General features: G+C 44.8%; 10 protein-coding genes. 2 read left to right on the forward strand and 8 right to left on the reverse strand.

Going from position 1 to position 14,090, the window contains the following annotated elements:
• Positions 1-14 precede the first annotated feature (14 nt).
• Entirely contained in the window at positions 15-869 is an 855-nt protein-coding gene (gene kdsA, locus AC04MN_RS11045) for a 3-deoxy-8-phosphooctulonate synthase (RefSeq protein WP_475383265.1), read from the reverse strand.
• A 195-nt stretch (positions 870-1,064) separates the two neighbouring features.
• On the opposite strand from kdsA, the gene AC04MN_RS11050 reads away from it, so the two are divergent.
• Positions 1,065-2,804, forward strand: coding sequence for a hypothetical protein (locus tag AC04MN_RS11050; protein ID WP_475383266.1), 1,740 nt, complete (start codon positions 1,065-1,067; stop codon positions 2,802-2,804).
• A 32-nt stretch (positions 2,805-2,836) separates the two neighbouring features.
• Here AC04MN_RS11050 and AC04MN_RS11055 read toward each other — a convergent pair whose 3' ends face one another.
• The 4 genes from AC04MN_RS11055 to AC04MN_RS11070 form a co-directional block, all read right to left on the reverse strand.
• Entirely contained in the window at positions 2,837-4,423 is a 1,587-nt protein-coding gene (locus tag AC04MN_RS11055) for an ABC-F family ATP-binding cassette domain-containing protein (RefSeq protein ID WP_475383267.1), read from the reverse strand.
• A gap of 14 nt (positions 4,424-4,437) precedes the next feature.
• The gene (locus AC04MN_RS11060; RefSeq protein ID WP_475383268.1) at positions 4,438-5,112 is read right to left on the reverse strand and encodes a glutathione S-transferase family protein; all 675 of its coding nucleotides are present in this window, start codon (positions 5,110-5,112) and stop codon (positions 4,438-4,440) included.
• 64 nt (positions 5,113-5,176) lie between these two features.
• A complete protein-coding gene (locus AC04MN_RS11065) occupies positions 5,177-7,444 on the reverse strand; it encodes a thiamine pyrophosphate-dependent enzyme (protein ID WP_475383269.1) in 2,268 nt (755 codons plus the stop codon).
• Positions 7,410-8,417, reverse strand: a complete 1,008-nt coding sequence (locus tag AC04MN_RS11070; RefSeq protein ID WP_475383270.1) for a 2-oxoacid:acceptor oxidoreductase family protein — start codon at positions 8,415-8,417, stop codon at positions 7,410-7,412. Before AC04MN_RS11070 ends, AC04MN_RS11065 begins: the two co-directional genes overlap by 35 nt.
• 214 nt (positions 8,418-8,631) lie before the next feature.
• Between AC04MN_RS11070 and asnS the strand changes: the two genes are divergently transcribed.
• Positions 8,632-10,023 (forward strand): asparagine--tRNA ligase, encoded by a 1,392-nt coding sequence (asnS, locus tag AC04MN_RS11075; RefSeq protein ID WP_475383271.1) that lies wholly within the window; start codon positions 8,632-8,634, stop codon positions 10,021-10,023.
• Between the two features lie 101 nt (positions 10,024-10,124).
• On the opposite strand, the gene AC04MN_RS11080 is transcribed toward asnS, so the two are convergent.
• The 3 genes from AC04MN_RS11080 to AC04MN_RS11090 form a co-directional block, all read right to left on the reverse strand.
• Entirely contained in the window at positions 10,125-11,972 is a 1,848-nt protein-coding gene (locus AC04MN_RS11080) for a DEAD/DEAH box helicase (RefSeq protein ID WP_475383272.1), read from the reverse strand.
• Positions 11,973-12,122: 150 nt separating this feature from the next.
• Complete coding sequence (locus AC04MN_RS11085; RefSeq protein ID WP_475383273.1) at positions 12,123-13,628, reverse strand: response regulator; 1,506 nt, start codon at positions 13,626-13,628, stop codon at positions 12,123-12,125.
• 69 nt (positions 13,629-13,697) lie between these two features.
• A complete protein-coding gene (locus AC04MN_RS11090) occupies positions 13,698-14,090 on the reverse strand; it encodes a hypothetical protein (protein ID WP_475383274.1) in 393 nt (130 codons plus the stop codon).

The raw sequence follows: 14,090 nt of genomic DNA on the forward strand, positions 1-14,090 counted from the left end.
TATTTTGCCTTTGTCTAGGCCTCTGTGTTGATCGCAGGAAGTGACTTTATCAAGTCATCTAAAGCCTTCATTTGCTTTAAAAATTCTTCAGCTTTTGCCAACGGCAGTGCTGAAGGACCATCGCATTTTGCTTGATCAGGAGCCGGATGGGCCTCGATAAATAGCCCAGCTAAACCTACGGCAAGGCCTGCTCTAGATAATTCAGCGACTTGCGCCCGACGTCCACCTGAGGCCGCACCGAAAGGATCTCGACACTGAAGTGCATGGGTTGCATCTAAAATAACTGGGCTTCCGTTAGAAACTTTTTTCATGATTGAAAAACCCAACATATCAACCACGAGGTTGTCGTAGCCAAAGTTTGTACCACGATCGCAAAGGATGATTTTTTCATTTCCACATTCTGCAAATTTATCAACGATATTTCCCATTTGCCCAGGACTCAAAAATTGTGGTTTTTTGACATTTATCACCGCACCAGTTTTAGCCATGGCAGCAACAAGGTCCGTTTGTCTTGCTAAGAATGCGGGAAGTTGAATGACGTCGGCGACCTCGGCAACAGGTTGAGCCTGCCATGTTTCATGGACATCGGTTATAACTTTGACTCCGAATGTAGACTTCAATTCCTGGAATATTTTAAGTCCTTCTTCAAGACCCGGTCCACGATAAGAGTGAATCGAAGATCGATTGGCTTTATCGAACGAGCTTTTAAAGACATAAGGAATTTTTAGTTTGTCAGTGACATTCACGAAGTGTTCGCAGACTTTCATGGCTAAATCCCTAGACTCTAGGACGTTGAGACCTGCGAAAAGAACGAAGGGTTTCTGGTTATTGACTTCGATATTCTGAATAAAAACGGATTTATTGGTCATGTAGGCACCTTTTTTAGTGGCCGGCCGATCATTTAAAAGATCTGCAAGCGGAACGATTCGGAACGGTCATTGGACCCAGACTAACATTGTTTTTGTCTCAAATGAATACAGTTTTGTTATAAAATGATTGAGATGGAGATTCTATTTCATACGCTGCGTATAAAATGGCGATAATAAAGCGTGGGGAAGTTCACTATGATCAAGCACATAGTTCTATGGCTATTTATCGCCTTCATTGGCATTATCCCTTGGTCTACACAAGCCGAGGTTGTTAATGCTTGTCAGGATAATTATCGCCATTGCCAACGAGCATGTGCTGGTAGAAATACGCCTGCCGCAAAAATGGCCTGCAGTAACTCTTGTCAGTCTCAGTTTAATTCCTGCTTTTCAAATGGTGGCTCGGTTCTTCTAGCCTCTCCGCAAAATACCACGAAAGCCGCTAAAAATTGGAGCGCTCCGAAACCAAAAGCAAAAACGGCTACGAAGGCTCGACCATCTTCACGAACCTCTACCAAATCCTCAAACGCGACCGCGAAATGTGACGAGCAAATTCAAGTGAACGGTCGCTGGGTGTGTAATAACGGCAGTGGCGCTAGCGGCTACTCGGCAGCTCGTGACAGTAATGCCGCCTCTGAAATGGTAGGTCCTCCCGCGCCTTCAGATACTGAAATATTTCAACGAATTGTAGAACAATCTGCACAGGTTTGTATGCAACAGGTGGCTCAATTTAAACAAGTCTGTGAAGAAAAACATGCGTCAGCTAAAGATTCATGTGATGAAGAAGATTCTTCGATGTCAGAGATCGGCAGGGCAGCATCGCAAATCACTCAAGGTGCTGGAGCCATGTCGGCAAGTAGTGTTGCAATGGCCTGCAGTAAAGCCGCAGATCTTATCGCTGGCGCAAATGCGGCGTTGGCTGGTTGGCGGATCAACTGCAAATCAAACCGTAGTAATTGTATCAGCTCTTGCGAGACTGTTACCAAAGAGATTGAGCAGTGTGTGAATCAGCAGGCTCAGATCGCCGGCTCAAGATATGCTTCCTTGGGCGGAGCCTCAAGCTTTAGAACTAGTCTTTTGAGCTATTTTTCTGAATCTGACTATTTAACTGATTCTTCGACCAAAAGACGAGAATGTGTGGCGATGGAGACAAAAATTCAAGAGGCCGAGCGGGCCATTGTTAACTACGCAGGTACTTTAACAAATGCCCAGCAGTGTAAAGAACTTTCGGCGGCGGCCGTGCCGGATATCTGCAAAGCGAATCCCACGATGGCGGGATGTGCAGCTACGGGACCCGTAGACTGTAGTTCTCCACAAAATGCATCGAATAAGATCTGTATCTGTCAAAAAAATCCATTGGACCCGACTTGTAAAACAGGTTCATCTGAAAAGGCGGGATTTGATCAACGGGGCTCGGGGGCCGGCAGTAACAGTGCTGGTTACGGTGGTGCGGGATCTGACGCTTTAAAGAGTGATTTTTCTAGCAAAGGTATTGATGTTGCTGGTGGTGCACCGAAAGCCACATCCGGTGATGCAGCTTCAGCCGGCGGAGGATCGGGTATTGGTGGCGGTGGAGGTTCAGGTCTTGGCGGAGCGAGTGATGAGGCGGGCGCTTATGACAGCGCAAGTGAAGAGCCTGACATCAATGCGGGTTTTTATGGCGCGGCTGGTAGCAGTGGCGGTCCGAATTTTGGTGGAGGCGGAGGCGCAGACGGCGCACTCGACGAGGCCTCTTTAGGTGATCAAAATGTGTACGATGGTTTGCGTGGTGCTCCTGATTTAAGGCAGTTCTTGCCTGATGGAACCCCCAATCCGAACTTTCAGGGGCAGATGGCCGGAGTCTATGGCCCTGACGGAATTACGGGGCCTCATACGAACATTTGGAACAAAATAAGCAATCGTTACAAAGAGAAAGAACCTACGTTAATTAAAGACTAAAAAAAGCCCACTTTTTAAGTGGGCTTTTTTATTTATTTTCTTTTGCTTAAATATTCGTCGTAAGTAATTTGGTCGTCGAAGACCACGGTTTGATCGATCTCGATCACTCTATTGGCGACCGTCTGAAGTAATTCATGGTCATGGGACGTAAAGATCACAGCCCCCTTAAAGCGTTGCAGTCCTTCGTTCACGGCAGTGATGCTTTCCAAATCTAAGTGGGCCGTTGGGTTGTCCAGTATCAGGACATTGGCTCCCGATAACATCATCATCGAGAACATACAGCGAACCTTTTCGCCCCCGGATAGAACATTTGGTTTTTTTAGGGCATCAGTTCCGCTAAATAACATTTTTCCTAAAAAACCTCTTAGGAAGCTTTCGTCCTTATCAGTCGAGTAAGGGCGTAGCCAGTCAACCAAAGTTTCTTCGTCACCGTTAAAATATTTAGAGTTGTCTGTTGGGAAGTAAGACCTTGTGGTCGTAATACCCCATTGAAAGGTTCCAGAGTCGGCTTTCTGTGCTTCGCCGATAATATCCAGCAGCAGGGTCTTTGCAATATCGTTTCGACCCACTAAAGCAACTTTGTCCCCTTTACGTAAAGTAAAATTGATGTTTTTTAGAACAGTCTCACCCTCGAAGGACTTTGTTAAACCTTCAACTGTCAAAAAATCATTACCCAATTCACGCTTCATTTCGAAGCCAATAAAAGGCTGTTTGCGAGTCGAAACTGGTAGATCTGCAAATTCTAATTTTTCCAGTTGTTTTTGACGGGACGAGGCTTGTCTTGATTTTGAGGCATTCGCACTAAAGCGAGCGATAAAGGCTTTTAGCTCTTCGGCCTTATCAGAGGCTTTTTTGTTTTGATCGGCTCGCATGCGCTGATTAAGTTCGCTGGCTTGGCGCCAGAAGTCGTAGTTCCCCGTGTAAGTTGTGACCTTGCCAAAATCAATGTCGGCAATGTGCGAACAGACACGATTTAAAAAATGTCTATCGTGGGAAATCACGATAACCGTGTTTTCGAAAGTTTCTAGAAAGTTTTCAAGCCATTGAATGGCGTAAATATCTAAGTGATTCGTCGGCTCATCAAGTAGAAGGATGTCAGGCTTTCCGAACAGTGCTTGGGCCAATAAGACCTTTACTTTTTCACCACCGTTAAGCTCTTTCATAAGCTTACTGTGTAGATCGTCATTAATGCCAAGGCCAGATAGCATGACTGCAGCTTCAGATTCTGCTTCCCAGCCGTTGAGTTCTGCAAATTCAGTTTCAAGATCAGAGGCGCGAACGCCGTCAGCATCAGAAAAATCTGCCTTGCTATAAAGCGCGTCTTTTTCTTCCATCACTTTGAATAATTTTTGATTGCCCATGATGACAGTTTTTAAAACAGGAACTTCTTCGTAAGCATAGTGATCTTGTTTAAGAACGGATATTCGCAAATCTCCAGGGATAACTACTTCACCGGTGTTGGGTTCAAGTTCTTTTGAAAGCACTTTTAAAAATGTCGATTTGCCGGCGCCATTTGCGCCGATAAGACCATAGCAATTTCCAGGCGTGAACTTAACGTTTACATCCTCAAAGAGTTTTTTTCCGCCAAAGCGAACACTGACGTTATTTGTAGAAATCATTTTTGAACCTTTATTTATCTAAAAATAGAACTGCTAGAATTTTTTTCCTTCAACGCTTCTTCGACCCAGAATTGAACTCCATGATGGTCTTCAATATTCTGCATATAGGCTTTTAGGCCCTTGTCTTTGATTTGAATCCCATAGGATTTAAAGCGAAAAACAACGGGAGCAAAGAAGGCATCAGCGATACTGAAATCTCCGAAAAGATAAGGTCCTTGGCTTTGACGAAGAGCCGCTTTCCACATATCAAGAATGCGGTGAATGTCGGTAATCGTTCCTGCTGTCAGATGGCGTGCCTGGGTTTTTAACTGTAAATCCATAGACAACTGCGAACGAAGACTCGTAAAGCCCGAGTGCATTTCTGCAGCGTAGCTTCGGGCCAAAGCACGTAGGGCGGGGTCTTGTGGCCAAAGGTGAGCCTCAGGTGAAAGCTCGTTCAAATATTCAGCAATTGCTAAGGAATCCCAAACCTGAATTTTACCATGTTTCAAAACAGGAACTTTTCCAGAGCCAGAGTGTTTAGCAATTTGGTCTGCCGTTTTCGCTGTGTCTAACTTAATTAATGTTTCTTTAAACGGAAGCCCTGATTGCACCGCAATCAACCAAGCTCGCATAGACCACGAAGAGTAGGCTTTATCGCCGATGATAAGTTCAAATACAGGTTTATCACTGTGAACATGGTATGCCATATGGACCTCGATTATTGTTTTAAACGGTGGGTCCTTATAGCCTTTTTATGGTTGCTATGCCAGCTTATAATAACGGGTGTTCGGCTCGCGCTTTTAGACGGGCCCACCTTGCTGTGATCTCGTCTTGGATCTCTTCCAGCGCAGCTTTATTTTCCGCTTTAAGCAAATGCCGAGTTTTTCCCATCATTTCAAACCATTTTGAAATCGGTTTCACATTATTCTGCAGCTCTGGATTATAGGAAAGCTTGGTCTTTTGGTTCTCGATTTCGTAAAGTGGAAAAAAGCAGGTATCCACGGCCATCTGTAAAATATTCTGACCCTCTTTTTCCTCAGACGCCCAATTCAATGGGCACGCCGTTAGAAGTTTGCCATATACGAAATGTCCTTGTTGGGCATACCATTGGGCTTTTGCCGCTTTTTCAACTAAATCCGTATTGAGGGATTCGATGGCTGTAAAGACATAAGGAATGCCGGTGGCAGCCATAATCGCAGGAGTGTCCTTATGGTGAAAGGATTTACCAAAACTACGTAGGCCAACATGACTGGTGCTGGTTTTGTGGCCCTTGGGAGTGGTATAGCTTAGCTGGCCTCCTGTGTTCATATAGCCTTGATTATCGTATTCCAGCACAATCATTCCGTGGCCGCGAAGGGCAGTGCCAATTGTTGGTCCCATTCCAATGTCCATGCCTCCGTCACCGGTGACCATAACAAAAGTGATGTTTTCAGATTCAGAGATCTCATCACGGCGGCGTTTTTCAAAGTATGTTTCCACAAGACCAGCCATTGTCGGAGCCCCGTTTTGAAACAGATTATGAAGATATGTCACACGATGGGCGCTGAAAGGATAGTCCGTCGTAACGACCATGGCGCAACCAGTGTGGTATAAAACAACAACATCGCCTTCGATGCCTTTAAAGAACTGATCCAAAGCGGGGAATATGCCACAACCGGGACAAGCGCCGTGGCCAGCCACGATTCGTTTGGGGCGCAAGCTTAGTTGCGCTAAGTCGGCTGTTCGAACTTGCAATTCAGGCTTGCGCTTAGAAGCCTTATTTTCAACTTTGGTAAGTCCTGCACTCAGCTCAGAAGCGGTGAGCGGAGGCAGCACCATTGGCGGAAGGGCTTTTCGATCACCGTCGAATGTCCCAACGAAAGCAAATGGTTCGGCCTTAGAATCGAAACTTTGTTGGATAAACTGATCCGCATCTGTTTCTTTAAAGTCTTTGCCGCCCAATCCATAGACCCGATGAAGCAAGCGTATGTTTTTGCGGGCTTCGATAGATGCATTTAAAATAGCTGTCGAGACTTCGTGTCCAATAGGGCCCATGCTCGAACCAGGACTATCACTACGTTCGCCAACCACTAGGGTGTCCAGCTTTTCCAGGGCTTTTTGTAATTGAAGTTGGGGAAAGGGACGAAGAATTTGCGGACGTAGCAGTCCTACTTCGGTTCCGATTGTTCGGGCTTTATCAATACTGTCTTTACTTGTTTCGGCGGCGGAATTTAGTAAGAACAAGGCCGATTTGGCATTCTGCATTTGGTAAGTTTCCAGAGCTGAATATTTTCGGCCGGTCATTTTTTCGAATTCGATACATAACTGATCAAAAACTTCAGCAGCTTTGTTATGTGCCTGGTGAAGTTGATATTTATTGTTAATTAAATCCGCGTCGTTCATGTAGGGGCCAACGGTGATTGGTTTGCGAGGCTCTAAAGTTGTCGGAAATTTCTTTTGTAAATCTTCGGGCTGCTTAATAAACTTTTGCGCCGAAGTCCGTTCTGAAAAGATGTCAACGCTTTGACGATGATGACTTGTAAAAAAGCCATCGCTTACAACCATGACGGGAAGTCTGACTTCAGGGTGTTCACCAAGACGAACGGCAAAAAGGTTCATGTCGTACACTTCTTGAGGATTTGCTGCTAATAAAATAATCCAGCCGGTTTGCAAGGCGAAGACCAGATCGGAATGATCGCAGCGAATGTCCAATGGGCCACTGACGGATCTCGTGACCAAATTTAAGACCATGGGAAGTCTCGAGCCTGCCTGCACAGGCAGTTGTTCAAGGCTATATAGAAATCCATTTGCACTCGTTGCATTTAGAACTCGAGCTCCGCCAGTTGAGGCTCCAAAACAAGCCCCGGCGGCACCGTGTTCTCCGTCGGCGGGCAAAAGAACGGTGTCGAGCTCGCCACGAATTTTCATGTCATCAATGAGTTGAGCAATTTCCGTTGAAGGAGTAATTGGATAGTATCCCATGAAATGAAAATTGATGGCTTTTGCCGCTTCCGCGACCGCTTCGTTACCGGTTATAAATTTTTGCAATTGCGTGTTCATAGGTTTTATCTTCTTTGGTTAATTCATTTTCATCGACAAGGACCAGTGCTGAAGCAGGGCAGGCGGTGATACATTTTTGGCAGCCCTTGCAGTATTGATAGTCAATTCCCAATAGGCGAGCCTCGCCCGCAGAGTTTTTTTCCCAGATAAAGCAGAAGTCAGGGCAAACAGCATCACAGTAGCCGCAATGATAGCACACTTCTTTTAAAAGCTTTGGAGCTACGCCTTTGCGGCTAACACTGTGGTCCTTCAAAATCATATTGCCAGGATTCGTGATGATTCCGCCAAACGGGGCATTCTGCCATCCCAAGGGAGGCAAGGTTTTGTTATTGGTATTTTGCTCGCTGTCAGTGTGGCGATAGCTAGCCATGCGAACTTGTTTTTTTCCGGCTTCAAAGCCTAAACGATTCTTCTTCTTTTGTTCTGCTGAAAGGCGATGAAAGAAGTTTTCGATGGCCGCAAGAACCTTGTCTTCTTCAAGCTCCTGATAGAGCCCGACCGCGGCTCCAAGCATTATGACATTTAACCCGCACCCAATCTGTAGCGCAATTTTTGTGGCGGGCACGGTGTTTATGCTATGCGCTTCTTTAGCGACAGAAACAGGTATTTTATCCGGAGCTAGGCTGCTATTAATTAACAGATCAGTGTCCACATCCACGCCATCTAATACTTCATGATGGGTGCCGATCAGGTTTTCATGAAAGATCATGAGTAAATCAGGCTTAGAAATGAATGAAGCACTTCGAATTTTCCGAAGATCTTGGGCAAAGCGAACAAAGGATCGAACTGGGGTGCCTCGTTTTTCCGATCCGAAACTAGAAAAGTGATTTCCGGTGTATTTCATTCCCAGAACAGCGGCTTCTGCCAAAATCTTTCCGGCAGAATTGGCTCCTTGGCCGCCAATGGCCTCCATGCGAACAGCGACAAAAGGGCGAAGAGGGGCTTTTTCGATATCTTTTTTAAAGAACCACATAGGCCAAACTCATTTCTGTAGAGGCTTCATTCTGTCATGTCTTTGGATATCTGGCTATGATGGTGGTCATAGTCTAGATCGCAGCTTTTAAGGCACGAAGATGCGCCGGAATGGGGCGTTTTTCTTCGATAGCTCGGCGCATAAACGAGGCATGGTCCCTACCAGCTTGGCATAAATCACGATAATCTTAGTGACCGATTTGGGGTGGTAAATCATGGAAAAAGTTTTAGTAAAGCAGCTATACAGAGAATCCGCTAAATTTATTGATAAACAGTTTCAAATGTCTGGTTGGGTTCGTAAAATTCGCGATCAAAAAAACTTCGGTTTTATCGAGCTGAATGATGGAAGCTTTTTTAAGGGTGTACAGGTTGTTTTTGATACAAATCTTTCAAATTTTGAAGAGGTGGCAAAACTTTCTATTTCATCATCGATTGTTGTCGAAGGTAAGCTTGTCCGCTCGCAAGGAGCAGGGCAAGAGTTTGAGTTGATGGCCACGAAAGTGGACATCATTCAAAAAGCCGACTTGGAATATCCTCTTCAGAACAAGCGTCATAGTTTTGAGTTCTTGCGCGAGATCGCTCATTTACGTCCGCGAACAAATACTTTCTCGGCGGTCTTCCGTGTGCGCTCGGTTTTGGCCTATGCAATACATAAGTTTTTTCAAGAAAACGGATTTGTCTATGTCAACACGCCGATCATCACAGGTTCTGATGCTGAAGGTGCCGGAGAAATGTTCCGAGTGACAACTTTGAAGCTTGATAAAGTACCTCGCAAAGAAGATGGCAGTATTGATGCTTCACAAGACTTCTTTGGTAAAGAGACCAATCTGACGGTCTCCGGGCAGTTGAACGGTGAAACATACTGCGCAGCCTTCAGAAATATCTATACTTTTGGTCCTACCTTCAGAGCCGAAAACTCGAACACGTCTCGTCATGCTGCAGAGTTTTGGATGATTGAGCCCGAGATAGCATTTGCTGATCTGAACGCCAACATGGAGTTGGGCGAAGCAATGATCAAGTTTATCATTAAGTATGTGATGCAAGAGTGCCCAGAAGAGATGGAGTTCTTCAATCAGTTCGTTGAAAAGGGACTTTTTGATAAATTGAATAATGTATTAAACAATGAGTTTGGAAAAATCACTTACACGGAAGCCATTGAAATCTTGAAAAAGGCTCCTAAGAAGTTTGATTATGCGGTCGAGTGGGGCATTGATTTGCAATCAGAGCATGAACGCTATTTAGCCGAAGAGCATTTTAAAAAGCCGGTTTATTTGACGGACTATCCAAAAGACATCAAAGCGTTCTACATGAAATTGAATGCTGACGGAAAAACAGTGCGGGCGATGGATTTACTCGCTCCTGGCATCGGCGAAATCATTGGCGGCTCGCAGCGGGAAGACGATCTTGAGACTCTGGAAAGACGAATGAAAGAAGTCGGACTTCATGTCGAAGATTATAGCTTCTATACGGACCTCCGAAGATACGGTAGCTTCCCTCATGCAGGTTTTGGTTTGGGCTTCGAGCGTATGCTCATGTATGTGACGGGAATGACGAATATCAGAGACGTAATTCCGTTTCCAAGAACACCAAAGAATGCTTTGTTTTAGAAATAGTTTGCAAATAGAAAACGGCGAAAGTTTTTTCTTTCGCCGTTTTTTTTTGTTCGAATTTAGAAAGAATCTTTTTAAAAAAAGTTTCTTTTGCCTAACTAACCGCGAGGTTTTCTGTCGCGGAAGCTGCGTTCTTCACGTCGAGGCCCACGGCTAAAACCTGAGCCTTCAGCACGAGGCGCACGCTCTTCACGAGGACGGTCTGTGCGAGGTGCTCGGTCGCGGTCGTCACGACGGGGTCCACGGTCATCACGACGAGGTCCGCGGTCAAAACCTGAACCTTCGGCACGAGGTGCTCTGTCGCCATCATCACGACGGGGTCCACGGTCATCGCGACGAGGTCCGCGGTCAAAACCTGAACCTTCAGCGCGAGGCGCTCTATCATCGCGTCGAGGGCCACGGTCGTAACCGCCACCTTCGCTACGAGGTCCACGGTCATCACGACGAGGTCCACGGTCGCCAGAACGGCCACCACGGTCACCACCAAAGCGACCACCACGATCACCTGAACGGCCACCGCTACGGCCACCAAAGCGTCCGCCACCTGAAGACTCTTTACGTTCCATTGAAAGTTCTTTGACCGGATCGTGGTCAGTTAGGATTTCAGGGTAATGAGTCACCAAAAGACGAGCCCAAAGGTCTGTCACTTCAGTGGACGCATTTTCTCCAGGAGTTGTTTTATCTTCAAAGTCTTCCAATAGGCCCGCGGCCCATTTAAATTGACGAGACTCAGTGTCCACTTCAGAAAATCTTTGAACCAAGCGCGCAATCTTAAAGAGCGCCACTTGTTCAGCAGATGGAAGTTCGCCTTTTTTCAAAGGAATTTTTGTTACAGTTTGGATTCTGTGGAATAGACGTACTTGATCAGGAGAGATCAAGGAAATCGCGATACCTTTTTTACCATTACGGCCAGTACGCCCAATACGGTGGATGTAAGATTCAACATCCCATGGAAGAGAGTGATTGACCACATGAGTAAGCTCATTCACATCAAGACCACGAGCCGCTACATCCGTAGCGACAAGAACTTTAGTCTGACCTGATTTGAACTTACGAAGAGTGATTTCGCGCTCTTTTTGTTGTTTATCACCGTGAAGTGAATCAACAAGGAAACCCCGTTTAGTCAGGATTTCTTCAAGTTCGATTACTTCAAGTTTTGTTTGGCAGAAGATAATTCCGTAGAAATCTTGCTGCATCTCAAGAACGCGGGCAATGACTTCAGTTTTATGAGAATCACGGATGTAGTAATAAAGCTGTTCAATCGTCTCGGAGACACCTTGAGACTTGTTGATTTCAACAGATTTAGGTTGATCTAAATACTTATCAGCGACGCGACGAACATCTTTACTCATTGTTGCAGAGAACAACCAAGTCGTACAAGCAGCGCGGTCTGACGTCTCGGCCTTGTCTTCTTGGTGAGTGGCTTTAAGGATGAATTCCAATTCTTCTTGGAAACCCATCGACATCATTTCATCGGCTTCGTCTAAAACCAGGGTATGGATGTGCTTCAAGTCGATGGCGCCTTGATTGATCAAATCAACCAAGCGGCCCGGTGTTGCCACGATGAAGTGGGTACCACGGCGAAGAGCATCTTTTTGGGTGCGGTAGCTTGAACCACCGTACACAGTCGTTACAGAGATCTTTGATTTTGCACCGATCTTAGTCAGCTGTTCTGACACTTGAATTGCAAGTTCGCGAGTTGGCGAAAGAATCAAAGCTTGAACATTCTTTTTAGATGTATCTGTTTTTTCAACAAGTGGAATACCAAACGCAGCAGTCTTACCAGTACCAGTGGAAGCAAGACCAATAAAGTCAGATTCTCCATCAAGCAAAATAGGAAGTGCTTGTTCTTGAATTGGAGTTGGATTCTGAAGTCCCATTTCGCTAAGGGAAGCAAGGATAGAATCAGAAAGATTAAAATCAGCAAAAGTACGGGGGGAACTCATTAAGGGCCTTTCGAACAAATATTTTTAGATGGCGCAGGGTACTCGATTTTTTTAAAAAAAGCTTTCTATTTCTGCATTTATCTTCGAGCGGGGCAGTTTACTCAGAGGAGCCAAGCTGGTTCATATTTAGAAGTGACAGGATCTTACAATCTAAGCTGCTGGTTTGAATGGCGATTTTCTTGCTTTTAAGCTAAGCTCTGTCTGATCTGTAGACACCACCAAGCTTTGAATAATTTTCTTAAAGGCTCCATGACTGTATTTTTTTTGCCTCAGCTGAATGAACTTTTCAATGACATTTATATGTGAGCTTTGCTCCATCATATAGGCCGTCAAGTCATGGGCGATGATAAAAAGGGCCGCAAGGGGGGCTATTTTTTGTGGTGAAATACCTATAGGAAAGCCCGTTCCATCTGGAAGTTCATGGTGCTGTTCTATGATGACATGAACATCTGGAGGGATTTGCTGAAAGTCCTTAATATAAGCGGCCGAGGTCTGAGGGTGATTTTTAAAGTCATGAATTTCACTATTCGTAAAGTTGGCTCGTTTATCTTCAAGCTCCTTTAATGAGTCGATTTTAGCTAAATCATGGTTTGAGAGTGTGATGTCATGAAGGAACGAGGCGAGGCCTAACTTATATCGAGTCAAATTTGAAGACCAGCCCATTCGCGTCGCCAGTAAACAAGACACTTGTGCAAGTATCAGAGCATGAGAGCTTAAGTAGTTTTCCTTTTGATTAAATAGTCGACGTAACGGACCTTGCAGCTCAGGAATTTTATCTAGTGTGTTGAGGGTTAGTTGGACGGAAGCTTTGATTAGGGTCTGAACTTCTAAAGAAGCTCCAAGTTTTTTTAGGGCTCGTTGGGCTGCTCTTTGAGTGGCCTCAGATACAACAAGAGCTTCAGAAGTCGCAAGAGGCGAGCTTTCAAGTTTTTCGATAGCCTCGGTGACTTTGATTAATTGTTGTTTAAGGTCAGTGTCCTGAATAGAGTCCATGATTTTATGAATATCATCTAAAATATTCTGACTATTTTTAAGTTCTGCCAATATCTCTAAGCTGTTTGCTAGGTAAACTAATAGCACGTCGCTGTCTATAGATTTGATTAGGAAGTGATCCACGTCTTTACTTTGATAACGCTCTTGCAGGCTTTGACTAAAGATGCTGCCTTTTTTAAGAATGCGGACGTGCTTGTTTTGACCAATCTTTAAGAAGATATCAAAGGGAAGCTCGCCAATGGTTAAAAGTGTTTTCGCGTGGACCTCGACAAACTTGTCAGACAAGAATTCTTTGGTGTTTTCATGAAGATGAAGAATTTGTCCCAAGAGGTTTTTAAGTGGTGTTTGGATATTGGGTTTTATGATATAACCGTCCAACTGATGTTCGCTAAATTCCTCATGTTGGGAGGGATGATCCGAAGACATCAATATGAAAGGTACATGAATTTGTTTGGTGTGAAGATAGCGATAGACGTCTCCACCGTTTCCATTGGGCATGTTGTAGTCAGAAATTATGAGGTCGTACTCTTCACCAAGTTTAAGTTTCGCTATAGCCTCGAATCCCGAGCTGGCTTGACGAACCTGAATGCCAAAGGCCTTGTGGATCAGCAGAGCCACCAGGTCACGCATTAAGGGATCGTCATCTATATGCAATATGTGCATAATGGTCTGATCGGTTGCTCGACCAGACCAATTAACTGGTCTTCAGGTTAAAACACTTTAACAATTTCTTTACGGGCGAGCTTGGCCCAGCTTCAAAGTCGTGATTCTGGCATTTTCAAGTTTATCGCATATCTTTTTGTCAGTACCTTTAGCAGAGCAAGCATTGTGCAGATCTAATCTCAAATTTTCCCATGCGCATTGGTCGGTGCTCATTGCGATGATTGATTTCTGAGAAGGAAGGACCACCTTTTTTGACCGGCCCACCAGTTTTTCTAATTCAATAAAGTACTTATTTTTCTGTTCTTTGTTTAAATTTGTAAACTCACTAAAGTCAGAAAGGAAAAATGGCGGCTCTGCCATTTTTTCAATTTGTTTTTCTGTTGGGCAGGGGCGTTCAGCAGCCAAGCTTGTTGAGGTAATTAAGCAAAAAAGACTAATTATCCATGGTGTGAAAGCTTTCAT

The organism is Bdellovibrio sp. ZFWA1 (genome assembly GCF_056175665.1).